This window comes from Stenotrophomonas sp. SPM, assembly GCF_003105135.1.
Lineage (GTDB): Bacteria > Pseudomonadota > Gammaproteobacteria > Xanthomonadales > Xanthomonadaceae > Stenotrophomonas.
This window is the reverse complement of sequence record NZ_QETL01000048.1, coordinates 1-21,033: the sequence shown is the minus strand read 5'-3', so window position 1 is coordinate 21,033 and position 21,033 is coordinate 1. Positions and strand designations below refer to the sequence as shown.

At 69.6% G+C, this 21,033-nt stretch carries 21 protein-coding genes; 10 read left to right on the top strand and 11 right to left on the bottom strand.

Going from position 1 to position 21,033, the window contains the following annotated elements; translation table 11 throughout:
- Positions 1-56 precede the first annotated feature (56 nt).
- Entirely contained in the window at positions 57-521 is a 465-nt protein-coding gene (locus DCO49_RS11700) for a hypothetical protein (RefSeq protein WP_116864185.1), read from the bottom strand.
- Positions 522-705: 184 nt separating this feature from the next.
- Here DCO49_RS11700 and DCO49_RS11695 point away from each other — a divergent pair, with 184 nt between their 5' ends.
- From DCO49_RS11695 to DCO49_RS11680, 4 genes are all read left to right on the top strand, one after another.
- Positions 706-954, top strand: coding sequence for a hypothetical protein (locus DCO49_RS11695; RefSeq protein ID WP_108770397.1), 249 nt, complete (start codon positions 706-708; stop codon positions 952-954).
- A 138-nt stretch (positions 955-1,092) separates the two neighbouring features.
- Entirely contained in the window at positions 1,093-2,010 is a 918-nt protein-coding gene (locus DCO49_RS11690; protein WP_116864184.1) for a bestrophin family ion channel, read from the top strand.
- A 19-nt stretch (positions 2,011-2,029) separates the two neighbouring features.
- Entirely contained in the window at positions 2,030-3,019 is a 990-nt protein-coding gene (gene hemB / locus DCO49_RS11685; protein WP_116864183.1) for a porphobilinogen synthase, read from the top strand.
- A 33-nt stretch (positions 3,020-3,052) separates the two neighbouring features.
- Entirely contained in the window at positions 3,053-3,325 is a 273-nt protein-coding gene (locus tag DCO49_RS11680) for an SHOCT domain-containing protein (protein ID WP_116864182.1), read from the top strand.
- Between the two features lie 80 nt (positions 3,326-3,405).
- Here the strand turns inward: DCO49_RS11680 and DCO49_RS11675 are convergent, their stop codons facing one another.
- Positions 3,406-4,269 carry a PD40 domain-containing protein gene (locus DCO49_RS11675; protein ID WP_116864181.1) on the bottom strand — a complete coding sequence of 288 codons (864 nt, stop codon included), beginning with the start codon at positions 4,267-4,269 and terminating at the stop codon, positions 3,406-3,408.
- Positions 4,270-4,317: 48 nt separating this feature from the next.
- On the opposite strand from DCO49_RS11675, the gene aroE reads away from it, so the two are divergent.
- The 3 genes from aroE (at position 4,318) to dinG (ending at position 7,863) form a co-directional block, all read left to right on the top strand.
- On the top strand, positions 4,318-5,163 hold the full coding sequence (gene aroE / locus DCO49_RS11670; RefSeq protein WP_116864180.1) for a shikimate dehydrogenase: 846 nt from the start codon (positions 4,318-4,320) through the stop codon (positions 5,161-5,163).
- A gap of 3 nt (positions 5,164-5,166) precedes the next feature.
- Entirely contained in the window at positions 5,167-5,532 is a 366-nt protein-coding gene (locus DCO49_RS11665; protein ID WP_108770391.1) for a hypothetical protein, read from the top strand.
- A 228-nt stretch (positions 5,533-5,760) separates the two neighbouring features.
- The gene (gene dinG / locus DCO49_RS11660) at positions 5,761-7,863 is read left to right on the top strand and encodes an ATP-dependent DNA helicase DinG (protein ID WP_116864179.1); all 2,103 of its coding nucleotides are present in this window, start codon (positions 5,761-5,763) and stop codon (positions 7,861-7,863) included.
- Positions 7,864-7,884: 21 nt separating this feature from the next.
- Here the strand turns inward: dinG and DCO49_RS11655 are convergent, their stop codons facing one another.
- Both DCO49_RS11655 and ilvD read right to left on the bottom strand, forming a co-directional pair.
- Positions 7,885-8,496 (bottom strand): hypothetical protein, encoded by a 612-nt coding sequence (locus DCO49_RS11655; RefSeq protein WP_116864178.1) that lies wholly within the window; start codon positions 8,494-8,496, stop codon positions 7,885-7,887.
- Between the two features lie 213 nt (positions 8,497-8,709).
- Positions 8,710-10,548 carry a dihydroxy-acid dehydratase gene (ilvD, locus tag DCO49_RS11650; protein ID WP_116864177.1) on the bottom strand — a complete coding sequence of 613 codons (1,839 nt, stop codon included), beginning with the start codon at positions 10,546-10,548 and terminating at the stop codon, positions 8,710-8,712.
- Positions 10,549-10,971: 423 nt separating this feature from the next.
- Between ilvD and DCO49_RS11640 the strand changes: the two genes are divergently transcribed.
- The 3 genes from DCO49_RS11640 to DCO49_RS11630 are packed head-to-tail and all read left to right on the top strand — an operon-like array spanning position 10,972 to position 13,380.
- Positions 10,972-11,541: a DUF1190 domain-containing protein gene (locus DCO49_RS11640; protein WP_116864176.1), complete on the top strand. Its 570-nt coding sequence runs from the start codon at positions 10,972-10,974 to the stop codon at positions 11,539-11,541.
- A gap of 7 nt (positions 11,542-11,548) precedes the next feature.
- On the top strand, positions 11,549-12,727 hold the full coding sequence (locus tag DCO49_RS11635; protein WP_116864175.1) for a glutathionylspermidine synthase family protein: 1,179 nt from the start codon (positions 11,549-11,551) through the stop codon (positions 12,725-12,727).
- On the top strand, positions 12,727-13,380 hold the full coding sequence (locus DCO49_RS11630) for a hypothetical protein (RefSeq protein WP_116864174.1): 654 nt from the start codon (positions 12,727-12,729) through the stop codon (positions 13,378-13,380). The genes DCO49_RS11635 and DCO49_RS11630 overlap by 1 nt, the downstream gene beginning before the upstream one ends.
- Before the next feature lie 137 nt (positions 13,381-13,517).
- On the opposite strand, the gene DCO49_RS11625 is transcribed toward DCO49_RS11630, so the two are convergent.
- The 7 genes from DCO49_RS11625 to DCO49_RS11595 form a co-directional block, all read right to left on the bottom strand.
- Entirely contained in the window at positions 13,518-14,816 is a 1,299-nt protein-coding gene (locus tag DCO49_RS11625; protein WP_116864173.1) for a DUF58 domain-containing protein, read from the bottom strand.
- Entirely contained in the window at positions 14,813-15,799 is a 987-nt protein-coding gene (locus DCO49_RS11620; protein ID WP_108770383.1) for a MoxR family ATPase, read from the bottom strand. The genes DCO49_RS11625 and DCO49_RS11620 overlap by 4 nt, the downstream gene beginning before the upstream one ends.
- Positions 15,796-16,986, bottom strand: coding sequence for a DUF4350 domain-containing protein (locus tag DCO49_RS11615; RefSeq protein WP_116864172.1), 1,191 nt, complete (start codon positions 16,984-16,986; stop codon positions 15,796-15,798). Before DCO49_RS11615 ends, DCO49_RS11620 begins: the two co-directional genes overlap by 4 nt.
- Positions 16,983-18,620: a DUF4129 domain-containing protein gene (locus tag DCO49_RS11610; protein ID WP_116864191.1), complete on the bottom strand. Its 1,638-nt coding sequence runs from the start codon at positions 18,618-18,620 to the stop codon at positions 16,983-16,985. Before DCO49_RS11610 ends, DCO49_RS11615 begins: the two co-directional genes overlap by 4 nt.
- Positions 18,610-19,602, bottom strand: coding sequence for a stage II sporulation protein M (locus DCO49_RS11605; protein ID WP_116864171.1), 993 nt, complete (start codon positions 19,600-19,602; stop codon positions 18,610-18,612). Before DCO49_RS11605 ends, DCO49_RS11610 begins: the two co-directional genes overlap by 11 nt.
- Entirely contained in the window at positions 19,599-20,288 is a 690-nt protein-coding gene (locus DCO49_RS11600; protein ID WP_116864170.1) for an RDD family protein, read from the bottom strand. The genes DCO49_RS11605 and DCO49_RS11600 overlap by 4 nt, the downstream gene beginning before the upstream one ends.
- 123 nt (positions 20,289-20,411) lie before the next feature.
- Positions 20,412-20,942, bottom strand: coding sequence for a gamma carbonic anhydrase family protein (locus tag DCO49_RS11595; protein ID WP_108770379.1), 531 nt, complete (start codon positions 20,940-20,942; stop codon positions 20,412-20,414).
- Positions 20,943-21,033: the final 91 nt, after the last annotated feature.

Here is a 21,033-nt window from a genome sequence, read left to right as displayed (position 1 = left end):
CGCAGCGGAAAAGCCGCCGGGCATGGCCCGGCGCTACCCGCGTTGCGGCGGTTGCGTCAGCGCTGCGGCTGCGGGGTAATCGTCTGCGTCGGCAACCGCGCCGGGGCGTCCGGGTTCGGTACCCAGATCGCGACACCGGCCGCGCGCTTCTGCGTGGTCGGGATGCCGATGCCGACGCCGCCGCCCACGTGCGAGCCGTAGCTGCCGGCGCCCACCGACATGCCGACCGGCGAGCCGCTGCTGCCTACGCCCATCAGGATCACGCCGTTGGCGCCCAGCGCCGCGGCTTCGCGCTTGAGCCGTGCGACGGCCGCGTCAGTCTGGCCCTGGGTACCGAAACCGACCGCCGAGGACGATTCCAGCTGGGCGATTTCCAGCGAACCGGCCGGCGGAGTGGAATAGATCTGCACCTGCGCCGGGTCGATCGGCGCGCGTGCGCGGCCCAGCATCACCTTGGAGGTGCTGGCGCAGCCGGCAGCGGCCAGCAGCATGGCGGTCAAAGCGAGCCAACGGATGTTCATGGCGTTTACCCCTGTAGGACAGTTCGGATCATCGGCCGGGGACTCTGAATCGGCGCCAACACCGTCGCCCGGGGCATGGCCAGCATGCTGGCATGGGGCGGGTGAGTGTGTCGCCAACGGTGGTAGGCGGCAGCCACCAGACAGGCTAATGTTGGGGAAGGAACCGACCTGAGGGGAGCTGGGCATGGGTGTGATCAGTCTGTTGTGGGGCATCGTGGCGCTGCTGTGGATGATCCTGGCCCTGATCCCGCTGCTGGGCTGGGGCAACTGGTTCCTGATCCCGTTCGCGGCGGTGGGCGCGGTCATTGCTGCGCTGGGCATCCTCTTCACCCACCCCAGCAAGCGCGGCCGCGCCAAGACCGGGCTGGTCCTGAACGGCATCGTGGTGCTGGTCGGCATCGTCCGCCTGAGCCTGGGCGGCGGGGTGATCTGAACACGCTGCTCGGAGTCGCGCCCATGGGTGCGACCGGGCGTCGCAGCCCCACGGCCCGGCGCCGGGCAGGGGAGTACAATGCCGGGCTGCGCGAGCCCCCCGCGTGCCTGTGAAACCGCGCCCGGCGCGGCTGACTCCATGATCATTCGTTCCCGTCCCCACGGCTGGCAACTGCTGTACATCCTGCGCGGTTCCATCGTGCCGGCCATCGCGCCGAAGGTGCTGGCCATCCTGGTGCTGTCGATTGCCGTCGCCGCCGTGGTGGAACTGGCCCCGCCGTTCGGCATCGAGCGGGTCTCGGTTACCCCGTTCACCCTGCTCGGTCTGGTCCTGTCGATCTTCCTCAGCTTCCGCAACAGCGCGTGCCATGACCGCTGGTGGGAAGGCCGCAAGCTGTGGGGCCAGCTGATCTACGAATCGCGTTCGCTGGCGCGCCAGGTGCACCTGCTGCTGGCCGACGACAGCGGCCGCCGCCGCCGCATCGCCTACCTCACCACCGCCTTCGCCCATGCCCTGGCCGCACGCCTGCGCGGGCGCATCGTCGCCCTGGTGGCGCTGCCCTGGCTGGACAAGCCGCAGCGCGAGCAGCTGGCCGAGCGCGAGAACGTGCCCGACGCACTGCTGTCGATGATCGCCGCCGAGCTGGCCCAGGCGCTGCGCAGCGGCGAGCTGGAGCCGATCCTCTACACCCAGCTGGAGGACCGGCTGCACGCGATGTCCTCCATCCAGGCCGGCTGCGAGCGCATCCTCAGCACGCCGCTGCCGTTCGCCTACACCTTGCTGCTGCACCGCTGCGCGTGGATGTTCTGCGTGCTGCTGCCGTTCGGCCTGGCCAGTTCGCTGGGCTGGGGCACGCCGGTGCTGTCGGCGGTGCTGGCCTATGCCTTCTTCGGCCTGGACCAGCTGGGCGAGGAGATGGAAGAGCCCTTCGGCCTGGAGCCGAACGACCTGCCGCTGGACGCCATGGTGCGCACGATCGAGATCGACCAGCTCGACGCGCTCGGCGAACGCCCCCTGCCCGAACCCCTGCTGCCGCAGGGCTACCTGTTGCAATAGCCACTCCCCGGAGCCTGCCATGCCTCATCCACATTACCGCCCGCGGCGCATGCGCCATGACGAATTCTCGCGCCGCCTGATGCGCGAGAACACGCTGACCACCGACGACCTCATCTACCCGGTGTTCGTGCACGAGCTGGCCGGCCGCACTGCCGTACCGTCGATGCCTGGCGTGGAGCGCCTGTCGATTGAAGAACTGCTCAAAGTGGCCGAAGAGGCGCTGGAGCTCGGCATTCCGGTGATCGATCTGTTCCCGGTCATCGACAGCTCGCAGAAGTCGCTGGATGCGTCGGCGGCGTGGGCCGAGGACGGCCTGGCGCAGCGTGCGATCCGCGCGCTGAAGACGCGCTTCCCGGAACTGGGCGTGATGACCGACGTGGCCCTGGACCCTTACACCACGCACGGCCAGGACGGCATCATCGACGACAAGGGCTACGTGCTCAACGACATCACCGTTGAAGCCCTGGTCAAGCAGTCGCTGTCGCATGCCGAAGCCGGCGCCGACATCATCTCGCCCTCGGACATGATGGACGGCCGCATCGGCGCGATCCGCCGTGCGCTGGATGCCGACCAACACCTCAACGTGCGCATCATGGCGTACTCGGCCAAGTACGCCTCGGCGTTCTACGGTCCGTTCCGTGATGCGGTGGGCAGCGCCGGCAGCCTTGGCAAGGCCGACAAGAAGACCTACCAGATGGACCCGGCCAACGGTGACGAGGCCCTGCGCGAGATCGCGCTGGATCTTGAGGAAGGCGCCGACATGGTGATGGTCAAGCCGGGCATGCCCTACCTGGACCTGGTGCGCCGGGTGAAGGAGACGTTCGGCGTGCCGACTTTCGCCTACCAGGTCAGTGGCGAATACGCGATGATGAAGGCCGCCTTCGCCAACGGCTGGCTGGACGAACGCGCCTGCGTGATGGAATCGCTGCTGGGCTTCAAGCGGGCTGGCGCCGATGGCGTACTGACCTACTTCGCGCCGCAGGTGGCGCGTTGGCTGCGCGAGCGCTGACAATAGCGCTCACGACGGACGGAGGAACACGCGATGGGACCGGAAATGGGATGGATGCAATGGCTGATCTGGGGCACCGGCACGCTGGTGTTCGGCGCCATCATCGTCGCCGTGTTCGTGGCGGCCTGGCGTGCCAGTCGGCGCCCGCCGGAGCAGCTCTCCGCCGCCGCCCACGTGGCCCGTGAGCAGGCCCTGCCGGAAAGCGTGCAGGCCGAACTGGCCGCGCTGAACCGCCGCAAGGACAACGGCCAGCTGAGCGAGATCGATTACGAGAAGCAGCGCGCCCAGGTGTTGGCGCGCCGGTAGTCGCCAACCTTGGTTGTCGCTCCAGGGCATGCCAACCGAGGTTGGCATCTACCAGACGGTCATCCACGCACGGCGTGGATCTACCGCACGCACCCGGCCACGGCCGCGACCTTCGGCACCGCCAGCCGGTACACATCCACGCCACCGGCACGCGGTGCCCTGGCCGCACTGCTGGCCACCAGCATCTCGCCCGGCTTCGCATTGTCGACCACCGTCGCGCCAGTCCATCCGCCGGTCTGGTTGAACGACAGCCCCAGCGGCTGCAGCGCGGCACCGGTCCAGGCGCAGGCGCTGGTCATCACCTGCGCGGCCTCGCCGTTGCCACGGCTGAACACCACCGCGCCGTCATTGCCCAGCCAATCGCCGTCGGTTTCGTCGGCAGCGGTGTTGAGCGCGGCCAGGGCCACGGCCACACCGCGCATGCCCTGCGCATCCAGCGGCGCCACGAACAGATCCCAGCCCGCGCCACGGCCCTGGTCGCGCGCGAACAGCAGCCGGCGGCCATCGGCGCTGAGGGCCGCGCCACGCTCGGCACGGCTGCCATCCTTGCCGGCCAGCGCCTGCGCCCGGCCCACGCTGCCATCGGCGGCCACCGCCGCGCGGTACAGCGCCCATTTCCCCTCGCGGCCGGCGGCGAACAGCAGCCAGTGGCCATCGCGGCTGAAATAAGGGTCCAGCGCCTCGCCGGCCACGTCCACCGGCAGGGCCTGGGCCTGCTGCCAGCGGCCGTCCACTACCCGTGCCTGCCACAGCCCCAAGCCTGCCTCGCCACGGCGGGCGAAGACGATGCGCTGGCCGTCGGCACTGATCGTCGCCCGGCCCTCGTCGGCGCGGGTGGAGACCACGCCCATGCCCTCGATGCCGTACTCGTTCAACGCCATCGCCACGGGGGCAGAGAGTAGACTGGCGGCAAGCACCAGCAGGGTCGGGGTGATGCGCATCATCCGGGTCCTTGCACGAAAGTGCACCAGTCTAGCCAGCTTGAGGATTCCATGACCGATCGTTACGCCGTCTTCGGACACCCCGTTGCCCACTCGAAGTCGCCGCTGATCCACGCGACGTTCGGTCGCCAGGAAGGCATCAGCATCGACTACCGCGCGATCGACCTGGCCCCGGATGCCTTCCTGGCCGGGCTGGACGCCTTCGCCGCTGAGGGTGGTGTCGGCGCCAACGTCACCTCGCCGCACAAGGAAGCCGCGTTCTCGGCGTGCACCACGCTGACCGCGCGCGCGCGCCGCGCCGGCTCGGTCAACACCCTGCTGCGCAAGGGCGACCGTTGGCACGGTGACACCACCGATGGCATCGGCCTGGTGCGTGACCTGACCGACCGCCACGGCCTGGACCTGCGCGGCCGCCGCGTGCTGCTGATCGGCGCCGGTGGTTCGGCACGCAGCGTCGCCCCGGCGCTGCTCGATGCCGGCATCACCGAGCTGGTGGTGGTCAACCGCACGCCGGAACGCGCCGACGAACTGATCGACGCCATGGGCGAGCCGGGCCGCGCGCTCAGCCGCTACTGGGAAGACCTGCGCGACCTGGGCGATTTCGAACTGATCCTCAACGCCACCTCGGCCGGCCGCGACCGCGACGTGGAGTTCAAGCTGCCGCTGTCGCTGGTCAATTCGATGACCACCGCGGTGGACCTGAACTATGGCGAGGCCGCCATCGCCTTCCTGGCCTGGGCGCGCTCGGCCAACTGCCGCAATACCGTCGATGGCCTGGGCATGCTGGTCGAGCAGGCTGCCGAGAGCTTCCTGCAGTGGCACGGCGTGCGCCCGCAGACCGACGAGGTCTACCAGCAGCTGCGTGCCGGTGCCGGCGCGTTTGCCGGCCAGGACTGAGCCATGGACAGCTCCTCGCTGCTGCTGAGCGTGCTGAGCATGATCGGCGTGCGCCTGCCGGTGCTGATCGCGCTGTGCGTCGGCCTGGTCTGGGTGGTGGGCGCGCCGCGTGATGCGGCCCGCAGCGGTGCGCTGGCGGGCCTGGTGCTGCTGCTGGTGGCCAACCTTGGCGGCGTGGTTGCCAACGTGGTGCCGCTGTGGATGGTCAGCAGCGGTGATTTCACCGCCATCTCGGCGATGAGCGCGGTGCTGGGCGGCGTGCAGTTCGTGCTGTCGCTGCTGAGCGCCTTCGGCATCGTGCTGGTGATCTGGGCGCTGGTGCGCGTGCTGCGCCAGCGGCCGCCGCTACCGCCTGCCGCAGGCCGGTAGCGCCGGGCCATGCCCGGCGAGCGCAGCGGTCCTGACAGAGCCGCCGGGCGTGGCCCGGCGCTACCGTGGATGGGCTGGCAACGCCGCATCCGCCCCTGCCCGGTGCGTCAATGCAACCCATGACCGCCAACCCCCGACGCCGCTGACCCTGTTCAGCGCCCGCGCCTCGGTCCCGGTGGCCGGCCATGCGACAATGGCCGGCCTGATCCAGCCACGGTAGTTCCCGGCGTGACCGAAACCGTCGCCGCCCCGCGCAAGCTCGATGACGCCTTGAAGGACGCGATCCGCAAGGCGTACACGACGCTGCAGGCCAACACCCCCGGCTTCTCCACCCGCCGCTCGCAGAGCCAGATGATCGGTGTGGTGTCGCGTGCGCTGTCCACCAGTGGCGGTGTCGGCGTGGTCGAGGCACCGACCGGCGTCGGCAAGAGTCTGGGCTACCTCACCGCGGGCGTGCCGATCGCGCTGGCCAGCAAGAAGAAGCTGGTCATCAGCACCGGTACCGTGGCCCTGCAGTCGCAGCTGGTCGAGCGTGACATTCCCAATTTCCTCAAGGCCACCGGCCTGGAAGCGACCGTGGCCCTGGCCAAGGGCCGCACCCGCTACCTGTGCACGCGCAATGCCGCTGAAGCGCAGGGCGAGGGCGCGCAGGGCGGCATGTTCGAGGACGAAGCGCCGCTGTACGACCGGCCGCTGGCGCCCATCGAAATGGATATCGCCAAGCGCCTGTCCGATGCCTTCACCAGCGGCACGTGGGACGGTGACATCGACAACGCGCCGGAAACCATCAGCCCCGGCCTGCGCAGCCGCATCACCACGCCCGCCTCGGCCTGCGCCGGGCGCCGCTGCGCGTATTCGGCGCAGTGCGCGGTGCTGCGCTCACGCAACACCGTGCGCGATGCGCAGATCGTGGTGACCAACCACGCGCTGCTGCTGTCGGCGCTGTCCATTGGTGACAGCGACAACGGCCAGCCGATGATCGCCGCGCCGTCGGACATGCTGCTGGTGCTGGACGAAGGCCACCACATCGGCAACGTGGCCATCGACCAGGGCGCGGCCAGCCTGGCCCTGGACGAGATGGCCAAGCGCACCGGCCGCCTGCAGATCCTGATTGCCGGTGCCTACCGCGCGGTCGACAAGGACCGCCTGGGCAACCTGCTGCCGAACGAAGCCATCGACGTGGCCAGCAACGTGGCCAAGCAGCTGCGTGCCTTCCGCGACCACGTGGAAGCGGTGTGGATGCCGGCCCCGGCCGACGAAGACCCGATGTGGCGCGCCGCCAACGGTCGCCTGCCCGAGGCCTGGCGCGAGCCGATCGAAGCGCTGGCCGACGATACCCGCAGCCTCTACAACTGGGCCCATGCCGCCACGGCACAGGTGGCCAAGGGCAAGCCGGACGATGCCGCGCGCGAGCGCCTGCAGCGCAACCTCGGCATGGCGCTGGAAATGATCGAGCAGCAGTACAACCTGTGGCAGGCCTGGCGCCGCGAGGACAAGGACGGCGCGCCCCCCACCGCGCGCTGGGTCACCGCCACCCGCGACGGCGATCTGGTACTGCATGGCTCGCCGGTATCGGCCGCGCACGTGCTGCGCAAGCTGCTGTGGGATCAGGTGGATTCGGTGGTGATGACCTCGGCCACGCTGACCGGCGGTGGCGATTTCCAGTCGCTGGCCATCGACAACGGCATTCCGCCCGATGCAGAGATGGTCTCGCTGGCCTCGCCGTTCGATCTGCCCAACCAGGCTGAGCTGATCGTGCCGAAGTTCCCGGTCACGCCCGATGACCGCGAAGGCCATCCGCGCGAAGTGGCGCGCTACCTGGACCAGGAGCTGGACTGGGCCAAGGGCTCGATGGTGCTGTTCACTTCGCGCTGGAAGATGGAGAAGGTGGCCGGCCTGATGTCGGCCGCGCGCCGCAAGCAGGTGCTGGTGCAGGGCGACATGTCCAAGACCCGGCTGATCGACGAACACCTGCGCCGCGTCGCCGCGGGCGAAGGCTCGGTGCTGTTTGGCCTGAACTCCTTCGGCGAGGGCCTGGACCTGCCCGGCGAAGCCTGCACCACGGTGGTCATCACCCAGGTGCCGTTCGCGGTGCCGACCGACCCGCAGACCGCCACGCTGAGCGAATGGGTGGAAGCCCGTGGCATGAACGCCTTCAACCTGATCGCCATCCCGCATGCGCTGCGCACGCTCACCCAGTTCGCCGGCCGCCTGATCCGCACGTCCACCGACACTGGCCGCGTGGTCATCCTTGATTCGCGGCTGCTGACCCGCCGCTACGGCAAGCGCATCATCGACGCGCTGCCGCCGTTCAAGCGTGTGATCGGCTGACCCCACCACGCACGCTGTCGCTCAACCGCCCTCCGGCTTCCGGCAGGCCCGGTTGCCATAGGCGTTGTGGTAATCGCGATCAAAGCAGCGCAGGAAGCCATCGAGCACGTCCAGGTTCGGTGGCCAGGCCACATCCACCTTCTGCCCGCCTGCGGTCGTGAAGTGGTAGCGCCCATCCTTCAACGCCCCGGCGAAACCCTCCGGTGTGGGAATCGCGACCAGCGCCGCGCGGGCCTCTTCCAGTGCCGCACGGTCGCGCTGCAGGAACGCAACCGTGCCGTCCACGTAGGCATTCCAGTAACCGGGATCCTTGTCCTTAGGCTTGTAGGTGCGTTGCATCAGCGCAATCGCCTGGGCCGTCTGCCCGAGCTCGGCGCGCAGCTGGCCTTCGTGCCAGATGATGGTGGTGTTGCCCGCCGCCTTGGGCAGGGCGCTGTAGGCGGCAAGCAGATCGGCCGCTTCGCGCTGGCAACCGCGCTCGGCCAGCGGTCGCCAGCCGCCTTCCAGGTCCTGGTCGAACGCATCCGGTTCCATCGCCAGCATCGCATCGCGGTCGTAGCTGCAGTCCGGCCCCTTCGACGGTTCGGGTGCGGCGCCCAGCGCAGCGGCCAGGGCAAGCGAAAGCAACGTCATCACAACCTCCGTGTCAGTGAGTACCCCGGCACCGTAGCAGATCGTCCGGGTAGTGCCGGCCGCTGGCCGGCAACCTCGAAGATCGGACTGTCACGGCGCGATTGCACGCGCGGCGAGTCACATGACGGCTGGACCATCATTGCGACCCACAGTGACTGGAATGCTGTGCCGGGGTCGGAGCCCTTTCTGCGAAAGGAATCCGACCCCTCTTCATCAATCGCCGAGCAGGGCGGTGTTGCGGACGGCGCCCTTGTCGGCGCTGGTCGCCAGCAGTGCGTAGGCCTTCAGTGCGCTGGTGACCTTGCGCGGGCGGGCTTCACGCGGCTTCCAGCCGCGCGCATCGGCGTCGGCGCGGCGCTGGGCCAGGGTGGCGTCGTCCAGCAGCAGGTCGATACGGCGGGCGGGGATGTCGATGCGGATGCGGTCACCGTCTTCCACCAGGCCGATGGTGCCGCCGCTGGCGGCTTCCGGCGAGACGTGGCCGATCGACAGGCCCGAGGTGCCGCCGGAGAAACGACCATCGGTCAGCAGCGCGCACTGCTTGCCCAGCCCCTTCGATTTCAGGTAGCTGGTGGGGTAGAGCATTTCCTGCATGCCCGGGCCGCCCTTCGGGCCTTCGTAGCGGATGACCACGACGTCGCCGGGCTGCACTTTGTCGGCCAGGATGCCGGCCACGGCCGCGTCCTGGCTCTCGAACACGCGTGCTCTGCCCTCGAACACGTGGATGGACTCGTCCACGCCGGCGGTCTTCACCACGCAGCCATCGACGGCCAGGTTGCCGCGCAGCACGGCCAGGCCACCTTCGGCGGAGTAGGCGTGTTCGACGCTGCGGATGCAGCCTTCGGCGCGGTCCACGTCCAGCGTGGGCCAGCGCGTGGCTTGGCTGAAAGCCACCTGGGTGGGAATGCCCGCCGGGCCGGCACGGAAGAAGTCGTGCACGCTGGATTCGTCGCTGACCGCCACGTCCCAGCGCTCGATGGCATCGGCCAGGGTGCGGCTGTGCACGGTCGGCACACTGGTATCCAGCAGGCCGCCACGCGCCAGTTCGCCGAGAATGCCGTACACGCCGCCGGCGCGGTGCACGTCTTCCATGTGGTACTTGGGCGTGTTCGGCGCCACCTTGCACAGCTGCGGCACGCGCCGCGACAGCGCATCGATGTGGGTCAGGTCGAAGTCCACTTCGGCCTCCTGCGCGGCCGCCAGCAGGTGCAGGATGGTGTTGGTGGAGCCGCCCATGGCGATGTCCAGGGTCATCGCGTTGGCGAACGCGGCCTGGGTGGCGATGCCACGCGGCAGCGCACTTGCTTCCTCGCCGCCGTACCAGCGATGGCACAGTTCGACGATCAGGCGGCCGGCGCGCAGGAACAGTTGCTCGCGGTCGGCGTGGGTGGCCAGGGTCGAGCCGTTGCCGGGCAGCGACAGGCCCAGCGCTTCGGTCAGGCAGTTCATCGAGTTGGCGGTGAACATGCCCGAGCAGGAACCGCAGGTGGGGCACGCGCTGCGCTCGAACTCGGCGACCTTTTCGTCGCTGGCGCTTTCGTCGGCGGCGATGACCATCGCATCGACCAGGTCCAGCTTGTGCTCGGACAGCTTGGTCTTGCCGGCTTCCATCGGGCCGCCGGAGACGAACACCACCGGGATGTTGAGGCGCAGGGCGGCCATCAGCATGCCGGGGGTGATCTTGTCGCAGTTGGAAATGCACACCAGCGCGTCGGCGCAGTGCGCGTTGACCATGTACTCGACCGAGTCGGCGATGATCTCGCGGCTGGGCAGCGAGTACAGCATGCCGTCGTGGCCCATGGCGATGCCGTCGTCGACCGCGATCGTGTTGAATTCCTTGGCGACGCCGCCGACCTTCTCGATCTCGCGCGCGACCAGCTGGCCGAGGTCCTTCAGGTGCACGTGGCCGGGCACGAACTGGGTGAAGGAGTTGGCGATGGCGATGATCGGCTTGTGGAAGTCGCCGTCTTTCATGCCGGTGGCGCGCCACAGGGCGCGGGCGCCAGCCATGTTGCGGCCGGCGGTGGAGGTGCGGGAGCGGTATTCAGGCATGGCTGGCGGAACGGGCGGGCCGTACAACGTGGGGGTCGCTCGATCATGGACAATTTTTTCGGTTGCTGCTGCAACCACCGAAGGCGGTCTGGCAGGGCTTGCAGCCCTGCACCTGCCCAATCAACGTCAACGTCAAAAGCGGGGTGTCCGTGGGATGGCGGGGTGGGTCCGGTGGCAGGGGACGGCGCAAGTACGTCCATGTAGCCTCGGTCGCGCCATCCATGGCGCTCACGCCCCTGCCACCGGACCCACCCCGCCTCCGACAGTTGGCCGGGGGCCAGTAGACCCACGCCATGCGTGGATGGAGGTCAGACGGGAAGGCGAAAATGAAATTCCGTTCATCTTTCCCACTTTGCCGATTCCGGTTGTTGGTACGGATTTGGCATCATTGCGGGAATTGATCCGATTCGGAGGCATGACGCCATGAAGCGTTCCCGCACCACCGCGCTGCTGCTGATGAGCGCTGCCCCCCTGCTGTTCACCGCCTGCCAGAAGGAAGAGCAGGTGCAGGTGCAGGAAGGCCTGTATACCTCCGTGCAGGCCTGCACCGAGGCGACGGGCGATCCGTCCTCGTGCCGCAACGCCTTTGCCGAGGCCCAGCAGAAGGCGGCCGACGCGGCGCCGAAGTACGCCAGCAAGGAAGCCTGTGAGCAGGACTACAAGCCTGAGCAGTGCGTGCAGCAGCACACCTCGGCCGGTACCTCGTTCATCGGCCCGATGATGATGGGCTTCTTCATGTCGCAGATGCTGAGTAACCGCGGCGGCCTGGCCCCGCAGGCGCCGGCCTCGGCCCCGGCCTACCAGGACAAGAACGCCGGCTGGGCACGTCCGGCCCCGGGCGGCACCGGTGGCATGAACACCGCCAGCGGCATCGGCGCCGGCAAGGCCGGCCTGGCCCCGGTCAGCAGCGAGCCGAACCGTGCCGTCACCGCCAGCCGCAGCGGCTTCGGCAGCACCAGCACCCGCCGCAGCGGCGGCAGCTTCGGCGGCTGATCGACCCATGCAGCGAATTCGCATTGCCGAGCGCGCCCACTGGCGGGCGCGCGCGGAGGAAGCCGGTTTCCGCTTCCACACCATCGACGGCCAGCCGTACTGGGATGAAAGCGCGTATTACGCCTTCACCCTGCGCCAGATCGAACAGGACATCGAAGACCCCAGCGCCGAGCTGCACCAGATGGCGCTGGACCTGGTCGGCGATGTCATCGCCAGCGAGCGGCTGATGGACCAGCTGGCGATCCCCGCGCACTACCGCGACTGGATCGCCGAAAGCTGGCGCCAGCGCCAGCCGCATCTGTACGGGCGACTGGACCTGGCCTACGACGGCACCGGCCCGGCCAAGCTGTACGAACTGAACTACGACACGCCGACCTCGCTGTTCGAGGCCAGCTTCTTCCAGTGGCAGTGGCTGGAGGACCAGCGCAACGCCGGCCGCCTGCCGCAGCACGCCGACCAGTTCAACGGCATGCACGAGGCCCTGGTCGAGCGTTTCGGCGAGCTCGCCGCGCGCCTGCCGCCGCCGCTGTACTTCAGCGCCGTGGGCAGTTCGGACGAGGACCGTGGCACGGTCGACTACCTGCGTGACTGCGCCGCCCAGGCCGGCCTGCAGGGCGAGGCCATCGCCATCGAGGATATCGGCCTGTCCGAGGACGGTCGCTTCACCGCGCTGGACGACACAGTGATCGGCACGCTGTTCAAGCTGTACCCGCTGGAAGACCTGATGGCCGAGGAATTCGGTCGCGCGCTGCCCGGTTCGGGCATCCAGTTGCTGGAGCCGGCGTGGAAGGCGGTGCTGAGCAACAAGGGCATCCTGCCGCTGCTGTGGCAGCGCAACGTCGGCCACCCGAACCTGCTGGAAGCGCACTTCGATGATGGCAGCGCGCTGGCCTCGGGCTGGGTGCGCAAGCCGCTGTTCTCGCGCGAAGGTGCCAACATCGAGATGCACCTGGCCGATGGCAGCACCCAGCGCAGCGACGGCCCGTACGAAGGCCCGGCGATCATCCAGCGTGCGCATCCGCTCACGCGCTTCGAAGGCGGCTATCCGCTGATCGGCAGCTGGGTGATCGGTGACCACGCCTGCGGCATCGGCATCCGCGAGGATGACAGCGCGATCACCCGCGACAGTGCGCGCTTCGTGCCGCATGCGATCGTGGACGAGGCGCCGACGCGGATCTACGTCTGATGGCGGTGCGGCGGCCCTTGGGCCGGCGCGGGCGAACAACGCCGGTGCCGGGGCGGCACTTCGATGATGGCCGCACGCTGCACGCCTTCGCCGGGCGCGTGGCCGTGCGCTGCCATCGCTGTGACACGCCGGGCTGGGTGGTCGCCAGCTGGCAGCCTCACCGCTGGACGGCGCGCTTCCGTTGCACCGGCTGCAGCGTGGCGCTGGACAGCGGTGCCTGGGTGGGCGCGGTGCGCATCGATGGTCGCCGACCGTGCGGTTACTGCGGTCACCAGTGGGTGTGCGTGCACCAGCATCGGCCGTCGGCCTCCGCGGCCGTGCCCGAGGTGTTGCCGGCCAAGTGCGCGCAGTGCGGGCGCACCAGCGAAGTGAAAGTCAGCGTCTGCCCGCTGCGCGATGCCGAGCCGGCAGATCCGCATTTCGGCCTGCCGCTGCGGTTGCTGGAACCTACCCGCGCGGGCCTGCTGTGGGCCTACAACGCCGAGCACCTGCAGGTGCTGCATGAGTACGCGACGTCGGCACTGCGCGAGCACGGCGGCGTGCACAACGCCTCGATGTTCTCGCGCCTGCCGCGGTGGATGAAGCTGGCCCGCAACCGGGTACTGCTGCAGCGTGCGGTGGAGCGGTTGCAGCGGCGTTTGCTGCAGGAGTAGGTAGTGCCGGCCGCTGGCCGGCAGCCGAGCATGGGCTCGGCTCTACAGGAATCAGGAAGCCGAGCATGGGCTCGGCTCTACAGGAATCGGGCCGTCTGTAGAGCCGAGCCCATGCTCGGCTCCGGTCAATCGCAGGGTCAGAGCAGCCCTTCGCGCTTCACTGCCAGATACCGCTCCACCAGCGCGGCAGGCAGGGCGTCGGCGGTCACGTCCAGCACCATCACCTTCTCGCTGCGCAGTGCTTCGTGCGCCTTCGCGCGCTGCTGCAGGTACAGCGCGGCGGCGCCGGCCTGGGCGGCATCTTCCAGAGTCTGCACCTCGCCTTCCAGCGCGGTATCCAGTTCGCGTTCGCGCAGGCTGGCCACGCATACCAGGTGGCGGCGCTGCAGCAGGCGTACGGCGGCCAGCAGGTCTTCGATGTCTTCGTCGCGCACGTTGCTGACCAGCATCACCAGGGCACGCCGGCGCTGCCGCAGCGAGACTTCGGTGGCGGCCGCCAGGTAGTCGGTGGCTACGGCCTGCGGCTGCAGGTCGTAGCTGGCGCGCAGCAGGTATTCCACCGTGCCCATGCCACGCTGCGGCGCCACCCAGCGGCGTTCGCCACCCACCGCGAACAGGCCGGCGGCATCGCCCTGGCGCAACGCCAGGTAGGCCACCACCAGCGATGCGTTCAAGGCATGGTCGAAGTGTGAGAGACCGCCTTCGCTGGCCAGCATGCGCCGGCCGCTGTCGAGCATCAGCAGCAGCTGCTGGTTCTTCTCGTCCTGGTACTCGCGCGAGATCAGCTTGCGCGCGCGGGCGGTGGCCTTCCAGTCCAGCTGGCGCAGGCTGTCACCGACGCGGTACTCGCGCATCTGGTGGAAGTCGGTGCCTTCACCACGGCGGCGCTTCACGTGTGCGCCCACCAGGCGCGAGGCCTGGTCGGCACTGAACAACGCGAAGCGGGTGAGCGGCACGAAGTTGGGATAGACCCGCACGTCCAGCACCGGCGGCAGCGTGCGCTGCTGCCACCACAGCCGCCACGGCGAGCGGATGCGCACGTCCACGCCGTCGAACTGGAAGCGCCCGCGCTGCTGCGGCTGCACCTGGTAGTGCAGGGTGCTGGCGTGGCCGGCGCGCAGCTGCAGGCGCTGCGGCAACCCTTCCAGCGGCCAGCCGCCGGGCACGCGATCGAACACCTGCACCTGCATCGGCTGCTCGGCGAACAGGCGCAGGCCGATCTCGCGGCGCACGCCCAGCGCAAGCGCTTCGGGCACCTGGCGCTGTACCTGCGGCGATGCACGTCGCCACTGCCGCCAGAGATCGACCAGTGCCAGCGGGGCCACCAATGCACCGGCCACGGCCCAGCTCCAGTACGGCAGCAGGCCAGCCAGCACCACGCCGCCCAGCGCGGCCCAGGCAGCCAGCAGGACCAGCAGCAGCGGCGCAGGCCTCATCGGCGCGGCGCTTCCACCTTGGCCAGCAGGGCACCAAGCACGTCGTCCGGGCCCTGGCCTTCAATCTGCAGTTCCGGTGCCAGTGCGATGCGGTGGCGCAGTGCCGGCCGGGCGATGTCACGCACGTCGTCGGGGGTGACGAAATCGCGGCCAGCCAGCACCGCCTGCGCACGCGCGGCACGCACCAGCGCGATGCTGCCGCGCGGGCCGGCACCGACGGCGATGCCCGGCCAGGAACGGGTGGCGGCCACGATGCGCACCGCGTAGTCGATCACTTCGTCATCGACGGTGATGGCGGCGGTGGCCTGCTGCAGCGCCAGCAGTTCGCCGGCGCCGAGCACGCGCGGCACCTGGCTGAGGTCGAAATCGCTGGCGGCGCGGCCACGGGTGATGGCCGTGACCATGTGCTTCTCGTCTTCCAGCTGCGGGTAGTCGATCAGCACCTTCAGCAGGAAGCGGTCCAGCTGCGCTTCCGGCAGCGGGTAGGTGCCTTCCTGTTCCAGCGGGTTCTGCGTGGCCAGGGCCATGAACGGCGGCGCCAGGGTGAAGGCCTTGCCTTCGATGGTCACCTGGCCTTCCTGCATCACTTCCAGCAGGGCCGACTGGGTCTTGGCCGGGGCGCGGTTGATCTCGTCTGCCAGCAGCAGGTTGGTGAACACCGGGCCGCGACGGATCTTGAAGCTCTCGCTCTTCGGGTCGTACACCGCATGGCCGCTGACGTCGCTGGGCATCAGGTCGGGGGTGAACTGCACGCGCCCGTAATCCAGCTCCATCGCCTGTGCCAGCGCGCGCACCAGCAGGGTCTTGCCCAGCCCGGGCACGCCTTCGATGAGCACGTGGCCGCCGGCCAGCAGCGCCACCATGATCTGGTCGAGCACGTCGGCCTGGCCGATGAAGGCGCGACCGACGGCATCGCGGATGGCGTCGACGCGTTCGATCAGGCGGGCGGCGGCGGCCGCCGGAAGCTCAGGGGCATCGGTCATAGCAGGGATCTCATCTGGAGCAGCAAGCGGATGCGCTCGCGCAGGGCGGAGGAATCGTGCGGCGAAGGAGCGGTGAGGGCGGTGGCCACGCGGCTGGCGGGCCACTGCAGCACCTCGGCGATGGCCTGGTCGCGGGCAGCGCCGTCCAGCGCGGCCGCCATCGGCGCGCGCAGGCGCAGGCGATGCAGGAACAGCGCCTGCACCGCGTTGTACAGCTGCGCGCCCTGGCCGAAGCGCAGCAGCAGCTCGCCACTGGCACGCACGTGTTCCAGCAGCGAGCGGCGCTCGACCACCGGCGAAGGCAGCACGCTGCCCAGCCGCTGCGCGCGCGCCCACAGCCAGCCCAGCATGGCCAGCAGCAGCGGAATCCACACCGGCCAGCCCTGCAGCACGATGCGCGCCAGCAGCGTCGGCGGGCGGCTGCCGTACACCAGCCACACCGTGCCGCGCCCGTAGTTGGGATCCAGCAGGTGGCGGGTCAGGTCGCGGTGGGAAAAATCATGCAGGCCGCCGCGCTGCGGTGTGTTCTTGGCCGTCGCCCCCTTGCGCGGCAGCGGGGTGGCGCCCGCGCCGCGCATGAAATCCATGTCGGCCAGTACATCGATGCGGCCCTTGCCGTGGCGCAGGCGGGCGAAGGCCAGCCCCTCCTCGTTGCCCCAGCGACGCTCGGCGTCGGCGCTGGCCCGGAAGCCGAGGCTGAAGCGGCGGCCGTTGCAGAACTCGACGTGGTTGGGATCATCCACCACATGGAACGGCTGGCAGTCCTTGCCATGGAACAGGCTTTCCACGCCGATGCGGTCCAGCAGCGGGCCCTGCGTGGTGCTGGTCTTATCCTCGCCCGGCGGCTGCGTGCGCAGCAGCAGGTGACCACCGCGGGCGACCCAGTCCAGCAGTGCCTGCGCGGTGCCCGGCGGCATCTCGCGGGTGTCCTGCAGCAGGACCACGGTATCGGTGTCGGCCAGGGTCATCCTCGCCAGCTGCAGGCGTTCGCGCGACTGCACCTCGATGCCGTCGGCACGCAGCGCCTGCCCCAGCACGTACAGTGGGTTGTAGCTGGCTTCGCCGCGCGGCGGCAGCACCACGGTCTCGGTGACCTTCTCGTGCGTGCGCAGGAACAGGATGGTCAACGGCACGCCCAGCAGTACCAGCAGGCCGAGCAGCAGGGCCCAGAACGCGCGCGGGCTCATGCCTTCCACCCGAACTGCTGGCGCAGGGTCGCGGCCAGGCCATCGAACTCATCGCGCGTGGGCAGGCGGCCGCCGTACGCGGCGTACTGCCACATGCGCACGATGCGGGCGAACAGCTCGCGGTCCGCCGGCTGCGGCATGCGCCGCGAAGCACGCAGGCACTGCGCTTCGGTAGCGCCGGGCGGCAACGCGTTGCCGGTGCGCTCGACCAGGGTGCGCACGCTGGCGCGGTAAAGCAGGGCCAGGGCCTGGCGCGGACGTCCCTGGTCCCACAGCAGGCCGGCCTGGGTGGCCACGTCCGGCGGCAGCACCACCGGCAGCTCCACGGCCTCTTCCTGTACGCGCGGTGCGTCCTTCGGCGTGCGCCGGCCGGCGCCACGCAGCCACGGCCACCACAGGCGCGCGGTCAGCAGCAGCACCAGCACCACCCCGCCGAGCAACGCCCACAGGCCCCATTCGGCCACCCGCGCCAGCAGCTTCAGGCCGCGGTTGCGTTCGCCATGCTTCTGGCCGGCCTTGTCGTCCTTGGTGTCTTTCTTCCCGGCCTTCTTTTCCCCCGTGGCGTCGTCGATCGGCTTCCACTCGGTGACCTGGCGGACCGGCCGCTGCAGCGGATCCTCGTAGGCACGGTTCACCGCCTGGCGGAAACCGGCCGTGTCCACCTGCTGCTCGCCGAAGATGCCGGCGGCGGCATTGGCCGGATCATTGGCGGCGTTGGCTGCTTCGCCGTCGTCCTCGCCTTCGTTCGCGTCGGTCTGTCCAGCCGCCCGGGCCTCGTCGGCGACCTGGCGGGCAGTGTCCGCATCGGCGTCCTGCGCGTGGGCGGGGGCCAGCGGTAGTGCCAGGCACAGCAGCAGGGCCAGCGTCGATGCCGCCGGCAGCAGCCGCTCGCGCAGTCGGCGCAGCGCGATCTCCACGTCCCACGCTTCCATCTGCGTGCGCCGGTTGAGGTACAGGCCGAAGCCGGCGCCGACATAGAACGGGCCGACCAGGGCAGCGGCCAGCCAGCTCAGCAGGTTCAGCAGCAGGTCCGCCCACGGCGGGGTCTCGACGCTGATCATCGCCCAGGCCGCGCGCCACGAGTCGGGCAGCAGTTCCAGCGGAATGAACATGAAGACCGCGGCGATCGCGCCGAGCACCAGCACCAGCTCGAAGCCGAGGCAGATCAGCGCCAGCAGGATTGCCGGCCCGGCGGCGCCGGCGGCCACCGCGCGCCGGCGTGGGGCGCGCTGTGCGGGTGCGTTGCCTTCCAGCAGGTTGACCGGCAGGCACAGGCTGCGCAGCAGGCTGAAACGGCGCCAGCCAAGGTAGCCCCAGAAACCGGTACCGCCCCAGTGCCGTTGCGCGGCCAGTGCCGCACGCGCGCCGACCGTCTCGCCGAAGATGCCGCGTGAGAGCACGTACAGGGGCGCGCGCTCGAACAGCGGCTTGAACCACCACATCGCCAGCGATGCCCAGGCGAAGCCGTCCAGCCACCAGGCCAGCGCGTTGAACAGCACGAACAACGGCGCACTGGCCAGCAGCCAGCTGCCCCACACCGCGCGCGCATGGCGGCGGGCAAGGGCGGTGCCCAGTTCCATCGCTTCCCAGCCGCTGCGCGCACGCAGGGCCACGTCCAGGTGGTCAATCCGCACGTTCACCCCCGCGACCACCGCGCCACAGCCACAGCAGCACGCCGGCCCACAGCACGCCGGCCACGCTGTACTTGGCCCAGGCCGGGATCTGCGCGATCGATGACCAGAACGCTTCCACGAAGGCCGCCAGCAGCAGCATGAAGGCCACGCCCAGGCACAGGCGGGCGCCGATGCGGCCGCCTTCCACCAGCGCGTCGATGCGGCGGCGGCGACCGGGCGCCAGCAGTTTCATGCCCAGCTGCAGGCCGGCACCACCGGCGATGACGATGCCGGTCAGCTCGAAGGCGGCATGGCCGACGACGAAGCGCCAGAACGGATCGCCATGGCCGATCTGCTGCAGGTGGCCTGCCACCGCGCCCATGATGACGCCGTTGAACAGCAGCACCAGCAGCGTGCCCAGCCCGGCCAGCAGGCCGCTGGCGAAGGTGCGCAGGGCGATGCTGATGTTGTTCATGATGTAGTAGCCGAACATCATCCAGTCGGTGCCGCTGTCACGCCCCAGCCGGTCCGCAGCCGGGTCGTACATGCGTTCCATCTCGGCGATCTGGCTGTTGTCCATCAGCAGGTGCACGCTGTCCGGGTACAGCTGCACCACGGCGAAGCAGGCCAGCGCCGGCACCGCGAACATCGCCAGTGCCACCCACATGCTGCGCGCCTGGCTGCGCACCAGCATCGGGAAGTCGGCCATCAGGAATTCCAGCGCCCGCCGCCAGCGCACCGGCGGCGTGCGGTACAGCACGCTGTGGCCCTGCTGCATCAGCTGCTGCAGGCGCTGCACCAGCTGCGGGCTGTAGCCGCGTTCGCGGGCCAGCGCCAGCTGCTGGCACAGGCGGCGGTAGCGCTGGGCGAAGGCGACGTCACCCGGATCAGCGGCTTCGGGCCTGCGCCGCCGGCGCCGCGAAGCATCGGCGCGCTGCTGCAGCCAGTACTCCAACTGCTGCCATTCGTGCTGGTGGCGGGCGACGAACTGTTCCTGCTTCATCGGCGGCCCAGCAGCCAATTGGCCATCGCATACAGGCGCAGCACGCCCACCTGGCCGGATGCACCGGTCAGCGGCTCGGCGATGCCCGCCAGTTCCTGCTGGCGGCCCGGCGACAGGCGGGGCGCGCGTTCGGCAAAGGCGAGGACGGCGGCCTGTTCCTGCGGGCGCAGCGGCTGCGACGGCACCAGCACGCTGTCGATGGTGGCCGGTGGCGGCAGGTAACGCATCGGCTCGTGCACTACCACGGTGCCGGCCACCAGGTCGCCGAGGCGGCGCCCGTAGGGATCGAACAGGCTGCTGAGCAGGCCCAGGGCATAACCGAACGGCAGCATGTCCACAGTACGCAGCAGGTTGCGGGTGATCGAGGCCATCCAGCCCACCGGTGCGCCATCGCGCGACAGCACGCGCAGGCCGAGTACACGCTTGCCCAGGGTGCGGCCCCACAGCGCTTCGCAGACGATCGGGTAGGCCCACATCAGCAGGAACATCGCGGCCATGTAGATGCCGCGGCCAAACTCATCGAGCAGGGCCAGCGGAATGGACAGCAGCACCAGCGCGCCGAAGCGGATGGCCAGGTCGACCAGCCAGGCCAGCGCACGTGGCATCGGCCCGGCGGTGGGCAACTGCAGCGGCACGCCTTCCGGCGTTACCACCTCGCGGTAGGTATCGAGCATGGGCGCGGTCATCAGTGCGATGGCCGCGGATGTGGGCGCTGGAGTCCTCTCCGGCGTGCTGCCACAGGCATGGGGGTCTCGACGGTTCCTGGTCGGGCCCCGACTTTAGCAGAGCCCAGTGGCCGACGAAGCGGCTCAGCCCAGGTATTCGTCCTTCAGCCGCACGTAGTGGTCGGCCGAATAATGCAGCGACTCGATCTCCTTGTCGCTGAGCGTGCGTGCCGGACGCGCTGGGTTGCCCACCCACAGCTCGCCCTCGCCGACCACCTTGCCCGGGCCGACCACGGCGCCGGCGCCGACGAAGGCATGGCGCTCGACGCGCGCACCGTCGAGGATGCAGGCGCCCATGCCGATCAGGCTGTAATCGCCGATGGTGCAGGCGTGGATGATGCAGCCGTGGCCGACGGTCACGCCTTCGCCGATCAGGGTCGGGTAGCCGGCCTTGTTGTACGGGCTGTGGTGGCTGACGTGGATGATGGTGCCGTCCTGCACGTTGGTGCGGGCGCCGATGCGGACATGGTTGACGTCGCCGCGGATGACCGTGCCCGGCCAGATGGAGACATCGTCGGCCAGCTCCACGTCACCGATGAGGGTGCAGGCCGGGTCGACGTACACGCGCTGGCCGAGGACGGGCATCTTGTCGCGGAAGGGGCGCAGGGGGTTCATCGCTGTCTCCAGGTGGGGCAAACACGACGATGATACGCGGCAGAGACATCGGTAGCGCCGGGCCATGCCCGGCGGCTGTTCGCGTGCCGCT

Coding starts and splice junctions, on each gene's coding strand:
- DCO49_RS11620 (WP_108770383.1), bottom strand. CDS start 15,799: ATGACCGATGCCCCTGAGCTTCCGGCGGCCGCCGCCGCCCGCCTGATC.
- DCO49_RS11665 (WP_108770391.1), top strand. CDS start 5,167: ATGGACAGCTCCTCGCTGCTGCTGAGCGTGCTGAGCATGATCGGCGTG.
- DCO49_RS11690 (WP_116864184.1), top strand. CDS start 1,093: ATGATCATTCGTTCCCGTCCCCACGGCTGGCAACTGCTGTACATCCTG.
- DCO49_RS11700 (WP_116864185.1), bottom strand. CDS start 521: ATGAACATCCGTTGGCTCGCTTTGACCGCCATGCTGCTGGCCGCTGCC.
- DCO49_RS11695 (WP_108770397.1), top strand. CDS start 706: ATGGGTGTGATCAGTCTGTTGTGGGGCATCGTGGCGCTGCTGTGGATG.
- DCO49_RS11595 (WP_108770379.1), bottom strand. CDS start 20,942: ATGAACCCCCTGCGCCCCTTCCGCGACAAGATGCCCGTCCTCGGCCAG.
- DCO49_RS11625 (WP_116864173.1), bottom strand. CDS start 14,816: ATGAGGCCTGCGCCGCTGCTGCTGGTCCTGCTGGCTGCCTGGGCCGCG.
- DCO49_RS11615 (WP_116864172.1), bottom strand. CDS start 16,986: ATGAGCCCGCGCGCGTTCTGGGCCCTGCTGCTCGGCCTGCTGGTACTG.
- hemB (WP_116864183.1), top strand. CDS start 2,030: ATGCCTCATCCACATTACCGCCCGCGGCGCATGCGCCATGACGAATTC.
- DCO49_RS11635 (WP_116864175.1), top strand. CDS start 11,549: ATGCAGCGAATTCGCATTGCCGAGCGCGCCCACTGGCGGGCGCGCGCG.
- DCO49_RS11605 (WP_116864171.1), bottom strand. CDS start 19,602: ATGAAGCAGGAACAGTTCGTCGCCCGCCACCAGCACGAATGGCAGCAG.
- DCO49_RS11640 (WP_116864176.1), top strand. CDS start 10,972: ATGAAGCGTTCCCGCACCACCGCGCTGCTGCTGATGAGCGCTGCCCCC.
- DCO49_RS11680 (WP_116864182.1), top strand. CDS start 3,053: ATGGGACCGGAAATGGGATGGATGCAATGGCTGATCTGGGGCACCGGC.
- DCO49_RS11655 (WP_116864178.1), bottom strand. CDS start 8,496: ATGACGTTGCTTTCGCTTGCCCTGGCCGCTGCGCTGGGCGCCGCACCC.
- aroE (WP_116864180.1), top strand. CDS start 4,318: ATGACCGATCGTTACGCCGTCTTCGGACACCCCGTTGCCCACTCGAAG.
- ilvD (WP_116864177.1), bottom strand. CDS start 10,548: ATGCCTGAATACCGCTCCCGCACCTCCACCGCCGGCCGCAACATGGCT.
- DCO49_RS11600 (WP_116864170.1), bottom strand. CDS start 20,288: ATGACCGCGCCCATGCTCGATACCTACCGCGAGGTGGTAACGCCGGAA.
- DCO49_RS11675 (WP_116864181.1), bottom strand. CDS start 4,269: ATGATGCGCATCACCCCGACCCTGCTGGTGCTTGCCGCCAGTCTACTC.
- DCO49_RS11630 (WP_116864174.1), top strand. CDS start 12,727: ATGGCGGTGCGGCGGCCCTTGGGCCGGCGCGGGCGAACAACGCCGGTG.